The organism is Kribbella sp. NPDC000426, from assembly GCF_040300265.1.
Lineage (GTDB): Bacteria > Actinomycetota > Actinomycetes > Propionibacteriales > Kribbellaceae > Kribbella.
In genome coordinates this window covers 60,467-81,959 of the sequence record NZ_JBEPDK010000011.1, presented here as the reverse complement: position 1 = coordinate 81,959, position 21,493 = coordinate 60,467, and the positions used below count along the sequence as shown (strand labels likewise).

Below are 21,493 nucleotides of genomic sequence, written 5' to 3'. Positions count from 1 at the left end.
GTGGGCGACCTCGACCTGGCGGGCCGGGCTGCAGTGGTGACCGGGGTCGGCAGCAGGCGCGGCATCGGCTTTGCGGTTGCCCAGGCCCTGAGCGCCGCAGGTGCGTCGCTGGCCATCTCGGCAGCCGGCGACCGGGTGCACGAGCGCGCGGCCGAACTCCCCGCCGGCACCGTTGCCATCGCCGGTGACCTGACCCGGGACGGCACCGCCGAGGAACTGGCCCAGGCTGCCATCTCCCGGTTCGGCCGACTCGACATCGCCGTCAACTGTGCAGGACTGACCTCGACCACCCATCCCGAGCCGGAGTCGGGAACAGCCAGGCAACTGTCGTACGAGAAGTGGCGGGCAAGCCTGTCCCGCAACCTCGACGCGGCGTTCCTGTTCGCACGCGCCGTACTGCCGGCCCTTGAGGACTCCGGCACCGGTCGTCTGGTGATGGTGTCCAGCCTGACCGGACCGGTCATGGCTATGCGCGGCGAGGTCGCGTACTGCGCCGCGAAGGCCGGCGTGACAGGCCTGATCCGCGGACTCGCGCTGGACTCGGCGGCCGCAGGGGTCACGGTCAATGCCGTGGCGCCAGGCTGGATCGCCACCGACTCGCAGACACCGGACGAGCACAGCCAGGGTCTGCGGACCCCGGTCGGCCGCAGCGGGACCCCGGAGGAGGTCGCCGGCCTGATCGCCTACCTGTGCTCGCCGTCCTCGTCCTATCTCACCGGCCAGTGCCTCGTCGTCGACGGCGGCAACTCGATCGCGGAGGAACGAGCATGACGCAACACTTCGACTTCTTCGAGGAAGCGGCGCTCCCGGCACCGCAGATCACCGCGCAGCAGGCGGCGGCGTACGTCCGAGCGACGTACGGCGTCGACGGCGACGCCACCGAGCTCGGTAGCCAGCAGGATGCGAACTTCCTGATCGACCAGCAAGGGACCCGCTACGTCCTGAAGGTGTCCAACGCCGCCTTCACCCGCGAAGACCTGGCGGCGCAGGACCGCCGGCCGCCGAGGTCGCCCTGCACGAGCCCGGCATCCTCGTGCCCGTGGCGATCCCCGGCCCCGACGGCTCGACCGTCCAGCCCATCGTCCTCGGCGGACAGTCGACGTACGCGCGGCTGGTGAGCTTTGTCGCCGGCGACGTCCTCAGCGACAGCCGCTACCTCGCGCCCGAGATCGTCGCCGCCCTGGGCGATCTCGCCGCCCGTACGTCGCGTGCGTTGACCGGCCTCGCCGGTCAGGTCCCGACCCGCTCCCTCCAATGGGACCTCCGCAACGCGGCCGAGGTCGTGACGCGACTCGCCGACTTCGTGACCGTTCCCGGCGGGCGGGAGGCCGTGCTCGCCGCCGCCAGGACGGCCGCCAGAGCGCTCGCGCCGTACGCCGGAAGCCTGCCGCTGCAGGTGATCCACGGCGATCTGACCGACGACAACGTGATCGCCGCGGTCGACGACGACGGCCGCCGGCGACCGGTCGGAGTGATCGACTTCGGCGACCTCGCGGAGAGCTGGTCGATCGCCGAACTCGCCGTCACCTGTACATCCCTGCTCGCCCACTCCCCCGATCCGGCGACGATGCTCCCGGCAATCGTCGCGTACGACGGGATCCGGCCGATCTCTGACGACGAACTCGCCGCGCTCGGCCCACTCGTCGTACTCCGAGCCGCGGCGCTGGCAGTCAGTGGTCAGCAACAGGCCCAGGTCGACCCCACCAACCACTACGCGACAGAGAACCTCGCCCGCGAGTGGGCCATCTTCGAGCGGGCGACCTCCGTACCACTCGAGGTCCTCACCGAGCTGATCCGCGCATCGGTGCGGCCTCGGCGTGAGCACCGGACCGCCCACGGCTCAGCACTCCTATGGATCGACCAACCCGTCGTTCCGACAGCGCTGGATCTGTCGGCGACAAGCCCCGAACTCCACGACGGATACTTCCTCGTCGACGACGCGGAAGCGACCGCGGCGGCGGCAGCGATCAAGCGGGACGGATCGGCGGCCGTGTCTGTCCCGTACGTCCAGCCACGGCTGACCCGCACCGGCCTGAACTCGTTCGAGGCTCCGGCATCGATCGGCCTCGGCGTCGAGGTGTTCGCCGGACAGGACCTAGAGCTCCGGGCACCATGGTCCGGCGTCGCCGCGCGGTACGACGATGCCGTCGCGCTCAAGAGCCCGGAGGGTCTGACCTTGTGGCTGAGCGGCGCGACCGCCAGCGTCGAGGGTGCCGTCGACACCGGCGACATCCTCGGCAGGCTCGCAGCTCACGACTCGCTTCGGGTGCAGGTGAGCGACCTCGACAGCCGGCCACCTTTCTTCGTCTCGGCCAGTCTGGCCGCGGCCTGGGGCGAGTCGTGTCCGGACCCGACCGGCCTGATCGATCCGGCCGCGGTCCGCACCGCGCCCACTGGCGCAGAGGAGTTGCTGGATCGCCGGGACCGCGCGTTCGCTCCGGTCCAGGAGCACTACTTCCGGCAGCCGCCGCAGATCGAGCGCGGCTGGCGGAGCCACCTGTTCGACACCGACGGCCGCTCCTACCTCGACATGGTCAACAACGTCTCGATCCTCGGCCACGGGCATCCACGCCTCGCCGCCGCGATCGAACGGCAATGGCGTCTGCTCAACACCAACTCCCGCTTCCACTACGGCGCGGTCGTCGAGTTCTCCGAGCGCCTGGCCGCGCTCCTGCCCGAACCGCTGGACACCGTGTTCCTCGTCAACAGCGGAACCGAGGCCGTCGACCTCGCACTCCGGCTCGCTTGGGCCAACACCGGACGACGTGACATCGTCTCGGTCCGGGAGGCCTACCACGGCTGGTCCGACGCGACCGACGCCGTATCGACGTCGGTCGCCGACAACCCCAACGCCCTTGAATCGCGGCCTTCCTGGGCCCATACGGTCGCCGCACCGAACGCCTATCGCGGGCAGTACCGCGGAGCCGACGCCTACCGGTACGCCGAAGACGCCGTTGCCGCCGTCAACAACCTGACTGCGCAGGGCCACCCGCCCGCGGCGTTCCTGTCCGAGTCGTTCTACGGCAACGCCGGCGGCATGGCGCTTCCGGATGGCTACCTGCCGACGGTCTACGCCGCGGTACGGCGGGCCGGCGGGCTGTGCATCGCCGACGAGGTCCAGGTCGGATACGGACGCCTGGGCCACCATTTCTGGGGCTTCGAGCAACAAAACGCCGTACCGGACATCGTCACGGTGGCGAAGGCGATGGGCAACGGGCATCCGCTCGGCGCGGTCATCACGACGGCCGCGATCGCGGCGGGCTACCGCAGCCAGGGCTACTTCTTCTCGTCGGCCGGCGGCAGTCCGGTCAGCTGTGTCGCCGGCACGGTCGTTCTCGACGTACTGCGTGACGAACAGCTACAGGAGAACGCGCGCGTAGTCGGCGGCCACCTGCGGACCCGGCTGCTCGAACTCGCCGAACGCCATCCGATCATCGGTGCCGTGCACGGCATGGGCCTGTACGTCGGCGTCGAACTCGTTCGCGATCGCACCACGCTGGAGCCCGCAACGGCGGAGACCGCCGCGATCTGCGAACGGATGCGCGAACTCGGGGTGATCATGCAGCCGACGTCGGACCGCCTGTGCGTACTCAAGATCAAGCCCCCGCTCGGCATCGGGACCGCCGACGCCGACTTCTTCGCAGATGCACTCGACCGTGTCCTTACCGAAGGGTGGTAACGCTGTGACGACCGTGCAGAACTTCATCAACGGGGAGCTCGTCGACTCCGTCCGGGGCGAGACGATGCCGATCGTCGACCCATCGACCGGCGAGCAGTACGGATCCGCGCCCAACTCGACCGGCGCCGACCTGGACGCCGCGTATGCCGCCGCGTCGGCGGCCTTCGTCGACTGGCGACGCAGTACGCCGTCGGCCCGGCAGAAGGCACTGCTCGGTTTCGCCGACGACGTCGAGGGCGCCGCGGACGACCTGATCGCGGCGGAGGGCCGCAACACCGGCAAGCCCGGTCACCTCACCAAGGCCGAAGAGATCCCGCCGATGGTCGACCAGATCCGCTTCTTCGCCGGCGCCGCGCGTGTGCTCGAAGGCCGGTCGGCCGGCGAGTACCTCGAAGGGCACACGTCGTGGCTGCGCCGTGAGCCGATCGGCGTGATCGGCCAGGTCACCCCCTGGAACTACCCGATGATGATGGCGATCTGGAAGTTCGTCCCCGCGGTCGCGGCCGGCAACACCGTCGTACTCAAGCCCAGTGACACCACTCCGGTCACCACCGTGATGCTCGCTGAGCTTGCCGCGAAGCACCTGCCGCCGGGCGTGCTCAACGTCGTCACCGGCGACCGCGAGACCGGGGCCGAGCTCGTCGCGCACCCGACCCCGCAGATGGTCTCGGTGACCGGATCGGTCGCGGCCGGCCGGGCCGTTGCCGCCAGCGCGGGCGGGCAGCTCAAGCGCACTCACCTCGAGCTCGGCGGAAAGGCACCGGTGATCGTCTTCGACGACGCCGACCTCGAAGCCGCGGCCGAGGGCATCGCGACGGCCGGGTACTTCAACGCCGGCCAGGACTGCACCGCGGCCACCCGAGTACTCGTGCAGGCACGAGCCGCCGCGGACTTCGTCGCCGCGCTAGCCGCGTGCACCGAACGGGCAACGACGACCGCGGGCCGCTCCCCCGACGACCAGGACGCCTGGGTGCCGCCGGTGAACAACGAGATCCAGTTGCGGCGCGTACTCGACGCCATCTCCCGCGTCCCCGCGCACGGCTCGGTCGTCACCGGAGGCGAGCGCCAGGGCGACACCGGGTACTACGTCACGCCCACGGTCATCGGCGGTCTACGTCAGGACGACTGGCTGTCGCAGCACGAGATCTTCGGACCTGTCATCACCGTGCAGACGTTCGAGGACGAGGACGAGGCACTGCGGTGCGCCAACGGCGTCGAGTACGGCCTCGCATCATCGGTGTGGACCAAGGACGTGAGTCGCGCGCTCCGTTTGTCGGCTGCTCTCGACTTCGGCTGCGTGTGGATCAACACGCACATCCCGCTGGTGGCCGAGATGCCCCACGGCGGCTTCAAGTCCTCGGGCCACGGCAAGGACCTGTCCGTGTACGGCCTCGAGGACTACACGCGGATCAAGCACGTGATGGCCGCCCTGACCTGACGGTCAGGGCGGCCCGCCCACAAGACCAGCTCACCAATCCCGGCTCAGTACCTGGTCCAGTACTTCGGTGAACAGTTCGGCGTCGGCCGGCGTGAACGCGAGCGGAGGCTTGACCTTCAGCACGTTCTCGGCCGGCCCCGTCGGGTAGACCAGCATGCCCTCGTCCTTCATCAGCTCGCTCACCAGCAACGCTTCCTGCGGCGCCGGCTCCTTGGTCGCGCGGTCTCTGACCAGCTCGATGCCGACGTACATGCCGTGGGCGCGTACGTCGCCGATCAGCGCGTGCCGGCCGGCCAGCTCGCGGAGCCTGTCGTCGAGGACCCGCCCGGTCGAGGCCGCATGAGCCTGCAGGCCGTGCTCGGAGATCTCGTCGAGTACGGCGGTCCCGATCGCGCACGAGACCGGGTTGCCGCCGAAGGTGTTGAAGTACCGCATTCCGGTGTCGAACGCGTCGGCGATCTCCCGGGTGGTGACCACGGCTGCCATCGGATGGCCGTTTCCGATCGGCTTGCCCATCGTGACGATGTCCGGCACGACGCCCTGACCTTCGAATCCCCAGAACACGTCGCCGAACCGACCGAAGCCGACCTGGACCTCGTCGGCGATACAGAGTCCGCCGGCCGCCCGGACGCTGGCGTGTGCCTGTTCGAGGTAGCCGTCGGGATAGAAGATGCTGCCGGCTGTGCCCATCGCCGATTCCGCGATGAACGCGGCCGGCGGCGTACCGCGTGCGGTCAGTCGATCGACCTGCCGCCGGACGTCCGCGGCGTACTTGCTGCCTGCATCGGGATCGTCGTACCCGAACGGGCCGCGGTAGCGGTTGGGTTGCTGTACTTCGTGGGTGGTCGGATCTGGCCCAGTGCCGCCGGGGCCTTTGTAGCGGTTCGGGCTGAGTCCGGTGAGGACCGAGGTGTTGCCGTGATACGCCCCGTCGACCACCAGTACGTCGCGGCGGCCGGTGACCGTGCGGGCAATCCGGACGGCCAGGTCGTTGGCCTCGCTTCCGCTGCACACCAGGAACACGACTTCCAGCGGATCGGGCAGGAGCGCGGTCAGTCGTTCGGCGTACTCCGCGATCCCTCGGTACAGGAACCGGCTGTTGGTGTTGAGCTGCCACATCTGTGCAGTTGCGGCCTCGACCACGCGTGGATTGGAGTGGCCGACGTGACTGACGTTGTTCATCACGTCGAGGTAGCCGCGGCCGAACTCGTCGTACAGCCAGGCGCCGCGGCCGCCGACGAGCTGCATCGGCCGTTCGTAGTACGAGCGCTGGGACCGGGCGAAGCGCCGGTCTCTCGTCGCAAGCACCTTGTCCGCCGTCCAGTTGACTGCGGGGTCCGGCTCGCCGCCGAGTCCGAGGAAGCGCGACGGATCGGGCGAGACGATCGCCCATGCGGCTGCCTCCTCGGGCGTTACCAGTGGTCGGCCGCCGGCTTGTGCTGTCTCTAACGAACGGAAGATCGCCACGCGGAGAGAGGTCTGCGCGGCACCGAGCGGCTCACCCGCAGCCACCTTGGCGCCTGCCGACAACGGCGAGTCGAGCCCGGTCCAGCGAGACCAGATCGTCTCCTCACCCTCGTGCCGCAGGATCAGGTACGACGTACTCCGCTCCTGCACGACGCCGGCCTGTGGCGCGACGACCTGAAACGGCCCGGACGAGGCCGCGATCTCGACGCCGAGTCTGAGCGTCGCCGCTGCACCCGACTCGGTCGTACGCCGGACGACGGTCCCGGCATCGGCCCGCAGGTGACGGCCGAGCCGGGCGCGATCATCCTGGCCGACCGGTTCGTGCGCTGCTTCGAATGGAACGAGGTCCAGGCCGGGCACCGCCCGCCTGGTGCCAGCTGCCGGCACCGGTCTGCCCGGTTCGACCGCAGCTCCGGCGGCCAAGCGGAACAGGATCTCGCCGACCTCCGGCGGAGTTTCCGCGAGGAGAGCTATCGCCGGCCAGGTGTGCTTCATCCGCTCGTGCCCGTACGACGTACCGCCGTCCACTTGACGCTTGGTCCAGGTGACGGCGTTGACGCAGAGCCGGGCCGCGGCCAGCGGGTACAGCACGGCGAGCTCGTCCTCGGTGAGCTCGAGCTCGGCGGCGTACCCCCGGATGACGGCCGCTGCCGCGCTGAGCGGATTCTGCTTGCGCAGCATCGAGTAGGCGACCGCCACCGCCAGCTCACCGATCCGCGCGGTGTGGAGCGCGTCGGCGAAGTCCAGGACGGCGCTCACGTGATGGCGACCGTCCGGCCCGGGGCGGGCCAGGACGTTGAAGTCGTTGAGATCCTGGTGGACGACCGACCTCGGCAGCGTGGCGCCGTGCTTGTCGATCACCCGGTCGAACCACCCGACGATCTGCCGGACGTGGGCCTGCCGGACCGGGTCCTCGACCGCGTCGATGCCGTCGGCAATCGCCTCCGGCGCCCGCAGGACGTCCCAATGGCGAGTTGTTGCCCCGGGCAACGCGGTGGCCGGGGCGAGTGCCTGGACCATCCGGGCGGCGGTCCGGCCGAGCTCGCCGAGGAGTTGGGGAGAGTGACTATTGAGGTCGGACAACGTCCGGCCGGGCAGCCAGGGCTGAACCGTGACGATCCGGCGGGTACCGTCGCGGTCGACCGGGACGACCGTGTCTCCGTTCTCGGCGGCACGTGCGGTGGTGACTTGCACCGGCCCGAGGGCGTCCGGCCGGGCGGCGAGAGCCTGCAGCGAGTGACGCCAGCGGATCTCGTCGGGATCGGCTCCGGGCGCCGAGACCTTGACGACGAGGCGGGATCCGTCCGAGAGCTCGACGGCCACGTTCTGATCAACCTCGCCGCCCAGCGGTGACTGTGCGACCGCCCGGAGACCGAACTGCCGGGCAAGGACTTCGCCGATGACCTCGGCGAGGACTTCCTGGTTCCACTGTTCTACCGGCGAGCTGGACTCGAGGATACTCATTGCACCTCACAGGATTGGTGACCAATGCACCAATGCTACCATTTGCAGTGAGCGCGATAGAGTGCCCTGGACGAGGTAGGCAGGGTGAGAGAGGGAGCCGCATGACGGTCGACGGACGAGTCTCGAGGCTGAACCGCGGTACGACCGCCGAAGAGGTCGCTGCGCTGCTGCGCGAGACGATCATGGACGGCCGGCTGAAGCCGGGCGAGCAACTGCGCGAGGAGGGCCTGTCGGCCCAGTTCGACGTCTCCCGCCGCACCATCCGGGACGCCCTCGGCATCCTGGCGCGCGAGCGGATCGTGCGGCACTACCGCCACAAGGGTTCCCGGGTCGTGCTGTTCACGGAAGAGGACATCCGCGATCTCTACCGCGTCCGCAGGACGCTGGAGGGCAGCGCAGCCGCGCGGGCCGCCACGCTGACCGATGCCGAGCTGCGGCCGCTCACCGGCGCCTTCGACCAGCTGGCTGCGGCGACCGAGTCCGGCCGCGCCCAGGAGATCGTGCAGCGGGACCTGGAGTTCCACCGGGCCGTCGTCGGCCTGATCGGCAGCGCCCGGGTCGACGACTTCTTCGCCGGTATCGCGGTCGAGATGCGCTTCGCGCTGTCCATCCTGGAGACCACCTACCGGGAGTCGGCCCACCGGCCGGCCGAGGCGCTCGACGAGCACCGCGCCATCTGCCAGGCCTTCGTACGCCGCGACGCCGCCGAGGCCGGCCGCCTGGTCCAGCAACACGCCGACTCCAACGAGCAACTCCTACTCGACGTAGTCGCCGCAACAGACATCACAGCCCTCGCCCCGTAACTGCCCCCCGCCACGGCGGCGGGGGGTCAGGTGGCGGGGTGGATGAGGCGGCCGCCGAGGTATGTGCGCTCGACTCGTGCTCGGAGCAGAGTTTCGGGGTCGCCGGTGCGGATGTTCTCGCTGAGGACGACGAAGTCGGCGAGTTTGCCGGGTGTGAGGCTTCCTTTCACGTCCTCCTCGTGGGCGGCGTACGCCGGGTTCGCGGTGTAGGCGAGCAGGGCCTCGTCGACGGTGAGCGCCTGGTCGGGGTGGAACGGACTGGCCTGGGTTGAGGCGGCCGTGCGGGTGATCGCGGCGTACATGTTGCGCAGCGGATCGAACTCGGCGACGTGCGATTTGTTGAACGCGCCGGGAAGGTCCGAGACCAGGTTGACGGTGACGTCGCTGTCGATCATCCGGCGCCAGGCGAACGCGTTCGCCGCGCGGTCCGGGCCGATCGCCCGGTCGAGGTTCGTCGAGTAGAGCAGGAACTGGTCCGGGGTGACGTCGGCGACCAGCCCGAGCTTGCCGGCACGGGCGAAGTCGTCGGCCGCGAGATGCCAGGCATGGATGAGTCGATGCCGCCGGTCGCGCGGCTCGTTCAGCTGCGCCGCCCGCTCGAAGGCATCGATCGCGATCCGGCAGCCGCGGTCGCCCTGGACGTGGACGCCGATGTCGAACCCGGCAGCGTCACCCGCCAGCACCAGCTCGGCCAATCGTTCCTCACCGACGAACCGGTACGACCACCCGTCGGTCAGCCCCGTGCCCGGTGCGTCCGCAGGGTCGAACGGCGGGAGCATCGCACCGCTGTCGACGAAGATCTTGAGCGCACCGAAGTGCAGCCAGTCGTCTCCCGTCGTCGGCGTGATGCCGTGCCCGGCCAGTCGGTCGTGCGTGTCGAGCGGGAGGAACGCGTACACGCGGACCGACAGCTCACCGCGGTCCGCGAGACTCCGGAAGATCTGTACGTTCGAGAAGCTCCGCTCGAGGAAAACCGGCGGGATCGTCTCCTCGGTCACCGCCGGCAGCCGCGCGATGTCGTGGATCGACGTGATCCCGACCGCGTTGAGTCCGGCCATCACGCCGCGCGCACCGAGCAGCTTCTGCTCCAGCGACATCGGGGTGACCAGCCGGTGCACGAACTCACCGGCCTGCCCGTGGAGCATCCCCGTCAGCTCGCCGCCTGCGTCCCGGCCGAACCGGCCGCCGCGCGGATCCGGCGTACCAGGCTCGATGTTCGCGACGCCGAGGGCCTTGGAGTTCGCGAAGTACTGGTGGTCGGCGCGGCGGATCAGCAGCGGGTTGTCCGGCGTGAGCGCATCGATCGCGGTTAGGTCCGGCTCGAGCAGCGTGGCGTCGCCGCGGGTCGAGGCAAAGTCCCCGAGGTCTCCCCCGGTGATCCAGACGCCAGGCGTCAGTCGCGCGGCCGTGGCCGCGACGCGTTCCTCGAGGCGGGCCTGGTCGTTGACGTCGGTCAGCGCAACCTGGAAGTACCAGTCGACAGCGTTCTCGAAGTGCGTGTGCGCGTCGATGAACCCCGGGCACACCATCCGGCCGGCCAGATCGAGCACCTCGGTGTCCTCGCCTGCGAGTTGCAGGATCTCGGCGTCGTCGCCGACACGGACGATGCGGTCCCCCGCGACCGCGAACGCGGAAGCGGTCGGTCGCTGCGGATCGGCGGTCCACACAGTCCCGCCGTACACGACGAGGTCGACGGGGTCAGGCAGGGACTTTGGGGTGGTCATCCGGAGTGGCTCCTCAGATCCGTTGTCCGTAAGGTCTGGACAGACCGTAATAGTCGTTACAGTATTGCGTCAATGTTCTCTCACTGACCAAGACTGTTCACCAAAGGAGACCGCGTGCCGAGTCCCCGAGTCATCGAGATAGCCGGCCCGTCCGCCCAGGACCGTGGCCGTCAGTACGGCGCTGCCGCGGCAGATCTGATCGCCGACGCCATCGCCTACTACCGGGAGGCTTTCGCGCATCAGGCCGGTCTGAGCTGGGACCAGGTGCTCGAGCACACCCGGCCGTGGCAGCGCCTCGTCGAGCGGGACCACCCCGAGCTGCTCGCAGAGACGGCCGGGATCGCCGACGGCGCCGGCGTCACGCTCGCGGAGATCCTCGCGCTCAACTGCCGCGGCGAGATCATCTACGACAACTGGTTCCCCGAGTCCACGGCCCGCGCAGACACCGACGGCTGTACGTCGTTCTCCTTGATCGATGGCGCAGCCGGCGACGGGCATGTGTACGCCGGCCAGAACTGGGACTGGCGCGAGGCGATCCGCGGAACCGTCGTCATCCTGCGGATCGTGCAACCGCCGAAGCCGACGCTGATCCTGCAGGTCGAGGCCGGGCAGATCGGCCGCCACGGCGCGAACTCCGCCGGCCTCGCGCTGAACGCGAACGGCCTCGGCGGGCGTTTCGGCGACGCGACCGGGATGCCGCAGACGGTCATCCGCCGCGCGGTCCTCGACGCTCCGAACATCGCCGACGCGGTCAAGATCCTCACCTCGACCGACGCGCATATCCCGAGCAACGCCCTGCTGACCCACCGAGACGGGTTCTCCATCGACCTGGAGACCACACCGGGTGGCCACGGCTGGGAGTACGGCGAGAACGGCTTGCTTGTCCACGGCAACCACTACCAGGTGCTGAGCCCGCGGGAGGTCGGCAGCTCTGGCCGGCTGATCTCACCCGACTCGTTGATCCGGGTGCCACGCGCCCGCCGGGGCCTGGTGAACGCAGCCTCGGCGACCACGTCGGCCGACGTCCGCGACACTATCCACGCGGCGATGTCGGACCATCTCGGACACCCCGACTCGCTCTGCGCGCACCCGGACGAGCGGCTTCCCGCCGTCGAGCAGTGGTCGACCACGTTGTCCAGCTGCGTCGACCTCACCACCGGCGAGTACTACGTCGCCGCGGGATCTCCCTGCGAGAACAAGTACGAACTCGTCCCGTTCAACCTGTACGACGAGGTCCGGTCATGATCGAGCATCGGACCCGGCCGACCTCGGCCCACTTCGCGCGGGGCAAGACCCCGATCTTCGCGTCGCAGTACGACCAGCGGCTCGGCTACTGCCTCTACGTGCCGGAGAACCTGCCCACCGACCGGGCACCACTGCTCGTCATGCAGCACGGCACTGAACGCAACGCGTCGCTGTACCGCGACCATATGGCCGGGTTCGCCGACGAGCACCAGGTCGTCGTCCTGGCGCCGCTGTTCCCGGCCGGGATCATCGATCCCGACGATCTGCACAACTTCAAGTTCATCGAGTACCAGGGCATCCGGTACGACCGTGCGCTGCTCGCGATGGTCGACGAGGTCAGCCGCCGGTACCCGATCGACCCGGATGTCTTCTATCTGCACGGATTCTCCGGCGGCGGCCAGTTCGCCCACCGTTTCCTCTATCTCCATCCGGAGCGGCTGGCCGGCGTCTCGATCGGCGCTCCCGGCCGGATCACCCAGCTCGACGACCGCCTCCCCTGGTGGCTCGGCACCAAGGATCTCCAGCAGCGCTTCGGCCGCTCGGTCGATCTCGAGTCGCTGCGCCGGGTGCCGATCCTGATGGTTGTCGGTGACAACGACGTCGAGACCTGGGAGATCGACAATCCGGGCGAGAACAACTGGATGGACGGCGTCGAGAGGACCGGCCGGACGCGGATCGAGCGCCTGCGCACGCTCGAACGCGACTTCCTTGCCCAGGGCATCGACGTCCGGTTCGAGCTGGTCCCCGGCGTCGCGCACCGCGGCTCCTTGATCCTCCCGGCCGTCCGGGGCTTCTTCGCCGGGCTGCTGCGGTCCCGGTCCGCGATTCACCGCCCCTTGTCTGTAACGCCTCTTCGACCCCAGGAGTGATTGCCATGTCCAACACCGCTTCGAGGCTGCGGCGGTCACTCGCCCTCCTCACCCTGACCGTCGCGGCGGTCGGCCTGGCCGGGTGCGGCACGTCCGCGTCGCCGGCCACCGGCGACGCACCGAACGCGAACCGGGCCGCGGCCGCGCAGGGGATCAGTTCGGATCTCAATCTCGAGCAGTGCGGCAAAGAGACCAGGACGATCAAGCACGACCTGGGCACGACCACGATCACCGGTACTCCGAAGCGGGTCGTCGCACTGGAGTTCTCGTTCGTCGACGCGCTGGTCGCGGTGGGGATGGCGCCGGTCGGCGTCGCCGACGACGACAAGCCGGAGCGGATCATTCCCGGCCTGAAGGAGAAGGTCGGCAAGTACACGTCGGTCGGCCTGCGAGCAACCCCGAACATCCAGGTCCTCACCGCTCTGAAGCCCGACCTGATCCTGGCCGACAGCGGACGGCACAAGGCGATCTACGCCCAGCTGTCGAAGGTCGCGCCGACCGTCGCCTACGCCAGCCTCAACGGCAACTACCAGCAGGTGATGGACAGCGAGATGTCCGCGGCGATCGCGCTGAACAAGTGCGACCAGATGAAGGCCCGGCTGGCCGAGCACGACAAGATCCTGTCCGACCTGAAGGCCAAGGCGAAGTCCGGTGAGACCCGCAAGGCGCTGTTCGCGGTGTCGTCCGACAAGGAGTTCACCGGGTTCCCGCCGAAGGCCTACACCCCCGGCGTACTTGCCCTGCTCGGCATCAAGTCGCCGCTCGCCGACGACAGCGGTGACGCGACGGTCTCGCTGACGCTGGAGACGGTGGTGAGCACCAAGCCGGACATCATGTTCATCGCCGGCCAGACCGGGGACACGCTGGCCGACACGTGGGAGAAGAGTCCGCTCTGGAAACAGATCCCGGCGGTCAAGGACAACGCGACGTACAAGGTCGACCAGAACGTCTGGTCGCGGTCGCGTGGACTGGTCGCCTCGGAGCTGATCGCCCAGGAAGCCGTCAAGAACCTCTACGGGAACTGACATGACCCAGTCGACCGGGATCGCGCCCGGACCCACCGAGGCTGCCGTGCACCGGCGGCCGAAGATCGTCACCAGCAAACAGCGGGTCACCTGGGTGACCCTGGTCCTGCTGGCCCTGCTCGTGATCGGCGTCGTCTGGGGCCTGTCCATCGGCAGTCAGCACATCTCGCTCTCACGGTTGCCCGGGGCAATCTTCAAGGCCGACGAGCCGGACGAGTTGATCCTGCAGTCGATCCGGATGCCGAGGATCGTGCTGGCGCTGCTGGTCGGCGCCGCGCTGGCAGTGGCCGGCGCCCTGATGCAGGCCGTCGCGGCGAACCCGCTGGCAGCGCCCGAGATCATGGGCGTCAACGCCGGTGCGGTGTTCGTGGTCGTGCTCGCGGTGACCGTCGTACCGTCGCTGTCCGGCGCGCCCACGATTCTGCTCGCGTTCGGCGGTGCGGCCGCGGCCGGCGTGTCGGTGATGCTGCTGGCCGGGTCGGGCCGCGGGCGGGTGAGCCCGGTCCGCCTGGCCCTGGCCGGCGTGACCGCGAGCAGCCTGCTGATCTCGCTGACCCAGGTGCTGATCATCTTCGATGAGAACTCCGCGGACAGTGTGCTGTTCTGGCTGGTCGGCGGCGTCAACTTCGCCGCCTGGGGCGACATCCGCAACCTGCTCCCCTGGCTCGTCGTCGGACTGGCCGGCGCGTTCTCGATGTCCCGCTCGCTCAACCTGCTCGCCCTCGGCGACGACATGGCGCGCGGTCTCGGCCAGAACGTCGAACGGACCCGGTTGCTCGGCTCGGCCCTCGTCGTCGTGTTGTCCGGTGCGGCCGTCTCTGTCGCCGGTCCGGTCGCGTTCATCGGCCTGATCGTGCCGCACATCGTGCGACGACTGACCGGCTCCAACTACACCGTGCTGCTTCCGCTGTGCGCGGCCGCCGGGAGTGTGCTCGTGCTGTACGCCGACCTGCTGTCCCGCTACGTCAAACCGCCGTACGAGGTCCCCGCCGGTGTGGTGACCGCGCTCATCGGCGCACCGATCTTCGTGTACCTGGCCCGTCGACAGAAAGTGACTGCATCGTGAGTACGGCGATCGTCGCGCAACATGTCCGCCGGAGCACTGCCGCCCAGCGGTATCCACGAGTCGTCGTGGGATCGCTCGGCGCGCTGGCCGTCGTGCTCAGCTTCTACAGCCTCAGCGTCGGCGCGACCGACGTCTCGATGCACGACGTGTTCAACGCGGTCACGGGCAACACGACCGATCAAGCCGCCCAGATCGTGGTCGACTTCCAGCTGCCACGGGTGCTGCTCGCTTGGCTCGTCGGTACGGCGTTGGCCGTGTCCGGCGGGGTGATGCAGGGAGTCATCCGCAACCCGCTGGCCGCTCCCGACGTCGTTGGTGTCACCAAGGGTGCGGGCTTCGCGGGCATGTTGCTGCTGCTCGCGATCCCCGGCGTACCCGTGCTCGCCGTCGTACCCGCGGCGTTCGTCGGCGGCATGCTGGCTGCGGGGCTGGTGTATTTGCTGGCCTACCGGCGCGGTGCGACTCCGGTGCGGATCGCGCTCGTCGGTGTCGCGGTGAGCGCGGCGTTCGAGGCCGGCATCCGGTTCCTGCTGGTTCGGAATCCGCTGGATGTCAGTGCGGCGCTGATCTGGCTGACCGGAAGTCTGTTCGGTCGGTCGATGAGCTCTGTGTACGAGATCCTGCCGTGGGTCGTGGTGTTGGTGCCGCTGATCCTGGTGTGGTCCCGCAGGCTCGACGTACTCGGGCTAGGCGACGACCTGGCCGCCGGACTCGGCGAACCGGTCGAGAAGACGCGGCGGCTGCTCCTGCTGTTCGCGGTGGCACTCGCATCGTCGGCCGTCGCGGTGTCCGGGACGATCGGATTCATCGGGTTGATCGCCCCGCACATGGCCCGCCGTATCTTCGGCGGCCGGCACCTCGCGTCGCTCCCCTCGGCGGCTCTCTTCGGGGTCCTGCTGATGCTGTTCGCCGACATGCTCGGCCGTGGCCTCGCGCCGCCACTCGAGATCCCGGCCGGCCTGGTGACCGCGGTCATCGGCGGTCCGTACTTCCTGTACCTGCTCGTGAAGACCGGAAAGTAGGAGACCCACCATGCGTCTGCAGGCCCAGGGCGTCCAGCTCGCCTATGACCAGCACGTCATCGCACGCGATCTGACGCTCACCATCCCGGACGGCAAGGTCAGCGTGCTGATCGGACCGAACGGCTCCGGGAAGAGCACGGCGTTACGGGCTCTGGCCCGGCTGCTGCCGCCGGCCAAGGGCAGCGTGATCCTGGACGGCAAGTCGATCCACGACACCTCGACCAAGGAGGTGGCCCGGCTGCTGGCGATCCTGCCGCAGGTGCTGGTCACGCCCGAGTCGATCTCGGTCGAGGACCTGGTCTGGTTCGGCCGGCACCCGCACCGCACCTCGCTGAAGGTGCCCAGCGCGGCCGACAAGGAGGCGGTCGAGTGGGCAATGACCGTGACCAGCACCGCCGAGTTGCGTCACCAGCACGTCGACCAACTGTCCGGTGGACAGCGGCAGCGGGTGTGGATCGCGCTGTGTCTGGCCCAGGGCACTGACCTGATCCTGCTCGACGAGCCCACGACGTACCTCGACGTCGCCTATCAGCTCGAGGTCCTGGACCTGCTGCACCAGCTGAACCAGGAGCAGGGCAAGACCGTGGCGATGGTGCTACACGACTTCAATATGGCCGCGGAGTACGCCGACCATGTGTTCGTGATGAAGTCCGGCACACTCATCACCGAAGGCTCCCCGGAGGATGTCTTCACGGCCGACATCATCCGTGACGTCTTCGGCGTGGAGTCCAAGGTCGTGCCTCACCCGGTCAGCGGCAAACCAATGTGCATCCCCCTCCGCGCCGGGCTCCGTAACCGGATAACACTGGCGAACTGCTGAACCTGTCAGCTGTTCAGCCAGGTGGTGGTTGATTCCGGGAGGTTGCCGAGTTCGCGGCCGAGGTTCAGTTCGACGCCGGTTGCGGATTGCAGGCCGTGGTCCAGCAAGTACCTGATCCGGATCGCGTTCTCGGGGCGGCCGGACGTCCGGAAGAAGGCGACGAGACCGGGCGCGAACTCGTCGTCCGGAGGCAGCGACGCGAGGTCGAGCAGTGCCTTGGTCTCGGCGATCGCCGTCTTGTCGAAACCCGCGATCCGTCGCGCGAACGCGTCGACGAACGCGTCCAGCCCGGCGTCCGGCAGCACCCGGTTGACGTACCCGTACCGCTCGGCCAGCGCGGCCGGTACGTCGTCCGCCCCCAACAGGATCTCCGCTGCGCGCCCGCGTCCGACCAGCCGGGCGAGCCTCGCCATCGCACCGCCCCCGGGCACTGCCCCGAGGCCGACTTCGCACTGTCCCAGGACGGCCCGGTCCCCCGCGAACCTCACGTCGGTGGCGAGCACGAACTCGCTGCCGGCGCCCCGCACCCGGCCCCGGATCGAGCAGATCGTCACCGCCGGGACCTTGCTCAGCCGGACCAGATCATCGACGTACGGGTGCAGCCCAGTCGGCCCGGCCGGCATCGAGACCACCCGCGCACGGTCGGCCCGCAGATCCCGGTGCGCCATGAAGTAGTCCGGGTTGGAGCTGCCGAACACGACCACCGTGAGCGCCGGCGCATCCTCGATCCGGGTGACCAGGTCGGCCAGCTGCTCGATCGAATCCGCGTCCAGCAGGTTGATCGGCCCGTTGCGGAAGACGACTCGCCAGTACGACGGCGAAACCTCGTCGACGAGGAACTGCGCCGGGTCGGTCGGCTGACCCGTCACCGCCGCCAGATCTGCCTCGCTGCTCACGGTTCCTCCAGAGGGCTCCGCGCCCAGCCTGCGCCTCCCCCGGGCTCGTTCGCGCCAGTGAAATTCCCTGGTTCGGTCGCTGTCAGCTCATGACCTGACTCCGAACACCGCCCGGAACCCGGCCCGCCAGGTGGGATACGCGAGATCCATCCCCAACGTCATCCTCAGCTTGGCATTGCTTGCTGCGGGCAACTTATTGCCGTAGTACACGGTCTGTACGCCGTACCGTTCCGCCGCCTCCGGCTCCGGCACCCGGCCAGGTGTCGGTGCGTCCAGGAGCTCGGCCAGGTACGGGATCCACTCGGCCGCCCGGGCCGGTTCGTCGTCCACGATGTTGTAGATGCCGGTCTCCCCGTGGTCGACCGCCAGCAGCGTGGCCGCAACGGCGTCGTCCACGTGGATGAACGGGTACCGGCCGTCGCCGCCTCCGACGATCGGGAGTTCGCCGGCCCGGACCGCGTTCGCCCAGTCGCCGTCGGGCCCCAGCGCCGTACCCGGCCCGTAGAAGAAACCGTAGCGAAGCACGATCCCCTCGACTCCAGGTGTGGTGAGCACCTTCTCCTCGCCTGCGGCGCTGGCGCGGACGTGTACGCCGATCGGTCCCGGACCGTCCAGATACAACGGCGAGGACTCGTCCGTCGAGCCGTTCCCGGGCTCGGTCATGTAGGCGCCGCTCTGCGAGAGCACGCGCCGGCTTCCGGCCTCCGCAGCCGCGGTCATCACAGCTGCCGTGCCCTCGTTCCGCAGACGGTTCGTCACTGCGAGCCAGGTAGCGTAATCGGCGGACGGAGCAGACAGTGACGTCATCTGGTTGACGACCACCTCGGGCTTGGCGTCGACGATTGCTCGACGGACCGCCGACTCGTCCTGGCCGTCCATGATCACCGGCTGCGCACCGAGTCCCTCGACGACCGCGACACCGCCGGCCCGCGTCGTACTGGCCGTCACCTCGTGGCCCCGCGCGACCAGCGCCTTGACGAGAGGCCGGCCGATCACCCCGGTGCCTCCCGCGACGAAAACCCGCATCTTCGTCTCCTTGCCTCGTTCAGACGAGCTGGGTGGTCTCGAGCACCTCGCGCAACTGCTTGCGTGCGCTGATGCCGAGCTTCGTGAACACCTTGCGCATATGCCATTCGACCGTGCGCGGGCTGAGGAACAGCTCGGCCCCGATCTCCGGATTCGACAAGCCCTGAATCGCCAGCCGAGCGATGTGCAGCTCCTGCGCGGTCAGGTCGTGAGCCGTCGCCGACGTCCGCTTCCGCGCCGACTCGCCGGTCGCGATCAGCTCTCGCCGGGCTCGCTCGCAGAACGCGAGCATGCCCATCTCGGCCGACGCGTCGTACGCCGCGCGCAACTGCTCACGCGACTCGACACGTCGCCCCTCGCGCCGCAGCCACTCGCCGTAGAGCAGCCGGGCACGAGCCAGCTCGGTACGGACAGCCGTGCGCTCCAACCTGTCTGTGGCCTGCCGGTACAGGTCCTCTGCCTTCGTTCCGTCGTACAGCTGGGCCTCGGAGCGGGCAGCCACTCCCAGCGCCCAATCGGTGCCGCTGGCCTGCGTCATCTCCGAGAGCAGCTCGAAGGCAGCGGCTGCCGCGGGCCGATCACCGGTCCGCACGGCTGCCTCGATCAGCTCGACCAACCCCCAGTTCGACACCGCCATCTCCGCGGGGAACGCAGCCGCTTCGCGCGCGGCGGCAAACGCTTCCTCGTACCGGCCGAGCCCGTTGCACAGCATCGCCTCGGCCCACTTCGTCACCGAGACCGCCATCCCCTCACCACGCGCCTCGACCTGCCGCAGCGAGGCAGCAAACAGCTGTGCGGCCTGGTCTTCACGGCCCCGGAAGGCCGCTAGACCGAGAGCGGCGTACGGCGACATCCTGCTCTCGGCTGCTTCGCTGACCGCGCTGATCTCCTGGACCCGGTCGGCCGCAGCAGCCAGGTCGCCGGTGAACAGATCGACGAAGGCGCGCGCGTTCAACGCGAGCGGCAATGCACTCAGCGCCCCGGCCTCGCGGACGATCGTCAGGTGCCGACTGGTCAGCCGATCCCAGGCGTTCTCGTCCCAGAGATCGGAGGCCGCAACAGCTGCCAGCCACATGAACCGGACGCCCTCTTCCAGCGTCAGCTCACTACTGTCGAACACCTCGGTCGCTCGTCTCAGCAGCGGTGCCGCGGCCGGATAGCCTTCGGCGAAAAGTACTGCGACACCGTGCAACAGCACGTCCCCGCGCCGCAGCCGCGCAGCGGACGACGGCGCCCGGCGCGCCGCCTGCGCCACGTCGGACGGCCCCGGGCGAGAAGCTAGTCGTCCGGCGAACAGCGCTGCGGTCAATGCGTCGAGATACGTGTCGAGCGCGCGCTCCGCGTCGAGCGGCTCCAGACGGCGAGCCGCCGCCAGCAGGTGTGGCAGATCCCGGTTGCCCCGGTAGGACGCGAATCCGATCTGGGCCCGGAGTACGTCGACCCGGGCGCGCTGCAACGCGGTCAGGGAACGATGTTCGGCGACCGTGAGCAGTTTCTGTGCCGCTTCGAAGGTGCCTGCGTGGAACATCGCCTCGGTTGCGCTCAGCAACCGTTCGGCTCTGGTTGCGGCATCGGGCGTCAGCAGTGCGGCGGACTCCAGAAAAGCTGCAGCCGCGGCAAGTCCGCCGTGGGCCTGCGCGCGGTCCGCGCAACGCTCGAGTTCCGCGGCCACGGTTTCGTCGGGGCCGGTCGCAGCCTGTGCTTGGTGCCAGGCACGACGGTCGGGGTCGAGATCGGGATCCGTCACTTCCGCGAGCGCGCGGTGCACAGTCTGCCGCTCCAGGGCTCCGGCAGACCGATAGGCAACCGACCGGACCATCGAATGCCGGAACCGAACCGTGTCGCGGAGTTCCAGCAGACCGGCCTCTTCGGTCGGGCCGGCGGCGTCCCTGCCGATGCCCAGCTGCGCGGCCGCACGCCAGAGCAGGCTGACGTCACCGAGCGGCTCCGCGGCGGCCGTCAGGAGGAGAAGTCTCGAGTCGTCCGGCAACGGCTCCAATCTGCGCAGGAATCCTTGCTCCATGCGACTCGTCAGCGCATGCGGCTGCGCCGGGTAAGGGCCGAAGGTCAGTTCGGCTGTCGTCAGCCAATGCGGCAATTCCAGCAACGCCAACGGGTTTCCACGGGCTTCGGCGAGGATGCGGCGTCGTACCCGCTCGTCCAGCGGCCCGGTCAACGCGGACTGGAGCAGTGCCTCCGCGTCCTCATCAGGTAGTCCACGCAGCGTCAGTTCCGGTAGCCCGGCCCAGCTCTGGTGCTCGCTGCTCGTCCTCCCCGCGAGAACCAGAACGACGGCTTCGGCTGCCAACCGGCGTGCGACGAAGGTGAGTGCGTGCGCCGAGGCGTGATCGAGCCACTGCGCATCGTCGACGAGGCAAACCAGCGGTTCCTCGCTCGCCCGCTCGGACATCAAGGTCAGAGTGGCGAGTCCGATCAGGGACCGGTCCGGACGGCTGCCGGCACGCAGCCCGAACGCCGTACCCAGAGCGTTTGCCTGCGGTGCCGGCAGCCTCCCGATCCCGGCGAGCAGCGGCTCGCACAACTGGTGCAGACCGGCGAAGGCCAGCTCCATCTCGGACTCGACACCGGCCACCCGGAGGACCCGGCCGTCTGTAGCGGCATCCTCGACGAAGTCGAGCAGGGCGCTCTTGCCGATACCGGGCTCGCCGCGCACGACCAGTACTGCGCTGCGACCCGATCGGGCCGACTGGACCAGGCCCGCCAGCCGCTCGCACTCACCGCGCCGGCCACGCAGACCCGGCCGGCTGTTCGCTGCGGGCGACACGTCTCCTCCAACCGCTTCCCCTCACGTTCCCACCGAGACATTCGCCAGGCAACGGCGGCGGGTGCACGCATCGCCGAAACCATCCGCAGAGCTGTTGCCCGACCGGAACGACGGTGCAAAAGTGATTCGAGCGGTCCCAGCAACTGGGACAGGCATGTTCCGGG

16 protein-coding genes are annotated in these 21,493 nt (G+C 69.1%); 11 read left to right on the top strand and 5 right to left on the bottom strand.

Translation table 11 applies throughout. The features are described 5' to 3' along the window. From ABT313_RS41375 to ABT313_RS41360, 4 genes are read left to right on the top strand one after another with little or no spacing between them, the layout of a single operon-like run. The gene (locus ABT313_RS41375) at positions 1-771 is read left to right on the top strand and encodes an SDR family NAD(P)-dependent oxidoreductase (protein ID WP_350866011.1); all 771 of its coding nucleotides are present in this window, start codon (positions 1-3) and stop codon (positions 769-771) included. Further along, entirely contained in the window at positions 768-1,118 is a 351-nt protein-coding gene (locus tag ABT313_RS41370; protein ID WP_350866009.1) for a hypothetical protein, read from the top strand. Before ABT313_RS41375 ends, ABT313_RS41370 begins: the two co-directional genes overlap by 4 nt. Further along, positions 1,040-3,679 (top strand): aminotransferase, encoded by a 2,640-nt coding sequence (locus ABT313_RS41365; RefSeq protein ID WP_350866007.1) that lies wholly within the window; start codon positions 1,040-1,042, stop codon positions 3,677-3,679. The genes ABT313_RS41370 and ABT313_RS41365 overlap by 79 nt, the downstream gene beginning before the upstream one ends. A gap of 4 nt (positions 3,680-3,683) precedes the next feature. Continuing rightward, on the top strand, positions 3,684-5,117 hold the full coding sequence (locus tag ABT313_RS41360; protein WP_350866005.1) for an aminobutyraldehyde dehydrogenase: 1,434 nt from the start codon (positions 3,684-3,686) through the stop codon (positions 5,115-5,117). A gap of 30 nt (positions 5,118-5,147) precedes the next feature. Here the strand turns inward: ABT313_RS41360 and ABT313_RS41355 are convergent, their stop codons facing one another. Continuing rightward, positions 5,148-8,048 carry an aminotransferase class III-fold pyridoxal phosphate-dependent enzyme gene (locus ABT313_RS41355; protein WP_350866003.1) on the bottom strand — a complete coding sequence of 967 codons (2,901 nt, stop codon included), beginning with the start codon at positions 8,046-8,048 and terminating at the stop codon, positions 5,148-5,150. 101 nt (positions 8,049-8,149) lie between these two features. On the opposite strand from ABT313_RS41355, the gene ABT313_RS41350 reads away from it, so the two are divergent. Beyond that, positions 8,150-8,851: a GntR family transcriptional regulator gene (locus ABT313_RS41350; protein ID WP_350866001.1), complete on the top strand. Its 702-nt coding sequence runs from the start codon at positions 8,150-8,152 to the stop codon at positions 8,849-8,851. A 26-nt stretch (positions 8,852-8,877) separates the two neighbouring features. Here the strand turns inward: ABT313_RS41350 and ABT313_RS41345 are convergent, their stop codons facing one another. Continuing rightward, positions 8,878-10,575 carry an amidohydrolase gene (locus ABT313_RS41345; protein ID WP_350865999.1) on the bottom strand — a complete coding sequence of 566 codons (1,698 nt, stop codon included), beginning with the start codon at positions 10,573-10,575 and terminating at the stop codon, positions 8,878-8,880. Positions 10,576-10,689: 114 nt separating this feature from the next. On the opposite strand from ABT313_RS41345, the gene ABT313_RS41340 reads away from it, so the two are divergent. Genes ABT313_RS41340 through ABT313_RS41315 form a run of 6 tightly spaced genes read left to right on the top strand, consistent with a single transcriptional unit; the run spans position 10,690 to position 16,622 of the window. Then, complete coding sequence (locus ABT313_RS41340; RefSeq protein ID WP_350865998.1) at positions 10,690-11,820, top strand: C45 family autoproteolytic acyltransferase/hydrolase; 1,131 nt, start codon at positions 10,690-10,692, stop codon at positions 11,818-11,820. Further along, a complete protein-coding gene (locus ABT313_RS41335; protein WP_350865996.1) occupies positions 11,817-12,689 on the top strand; it encodes a PHB depolymerase family esterase in 873 nt (290 codons plus the stop codon). Before ABT313_RS41340 ends, ABT313_RS41335 begins: the two co-directional genes overlap by 4 nt. Positions 12,690-12,694: 5 nt before the next feature. Continuing rightward, complete coding sequence (locus ABT313_RS41330) at positions 12,695-13,714, top strand: ABC transporter substrate-binding protein (RefSeq protein WP_350865994.1); 1,020 nt, start codon at positions 12,695-12,697, stop codon at positions 13,712-13,714. Between the two features lies 1 nt (position 13,715). Further along, entirely contained in the window at positions 13,716-14,780 is a 1,065-nt protein-coding gene (locus tag ABT313_RS41325; RefSeq protein WP_350865992.1) for a FecCD family ABC transporter permease, read from the top strand. Beyond that, positions 14,777-15,802: a FecCD family ABC transporter permease gene (locus ABT313_RS41320; protein WP_350865990.1), complete on the top strand. Its 1,026-nt coding sequence runs from the start codon at positions 14,777-14,779 to the stop codon at positions 15,800-15,802. Before ABT313_RS41325 ends, ABT313_RS41320 begins: the two co-directional genes overlap by 4 nt. Positions 15,803-15,812: 10 nt before the next feature. Continuing rightward, complete coding sequence (locus ABT313_RS41315; protein WP_350865988.1) at positions 15,813-16,622, top strand: ABC transporter ATP-binding protein; 810 nt, start codon at positions 15,813-15,815, stop codon at positions 16,620-16,622. Between the two features lie 5 nt (positions 16,623-16,627). Here ABT313_RS41315 and ABT313_RS41310 read toward each other — a convergent pair whose 3' ends face one another. The 3 genes from ABT313_RS41310 to ABT313_RS41300 form a co-directional block, all read right to left on the bottom strand. Further along, positions 16,628-17,518, bottom strand: a complete 891-nt coding sequence (locus ABT313_RS41310; protein ID WP_350865986.1) for an enoyl-CoA hydratase/isomerase family protein — start codon at positions 17,516-17,518, stop codon at positions 16,628-16,630. A gap of 87 nt (positions 17,519-17,605) precedes the next feature. Further along, complete coding sequence (locus ABT313_RS41305; protein ID WP_350865984.1) at positions 17,606-18,544, bottom strand: NAD-dependent epimerase/dehydratase family protein; 939 nt, start codon at positions 18,542-18,544, stop codon at positions 17,606-17,608. Between the two features lie 19 nt (positions 18,545-18,563). Then, positions 18,564-21,329: a helix-turn-helix transcriptional regulator gene (locus tag ABT313_RS41300; protein ID WP_350865982.1), complete on the bottom strand. Its 2,766-nt coding sequence runs from the start codon at positions 21,327-21,329 to the stop codon at positions 18,564-18,566. Positions 21,330-21,493 lie beyond the last annotated feature (164 nt).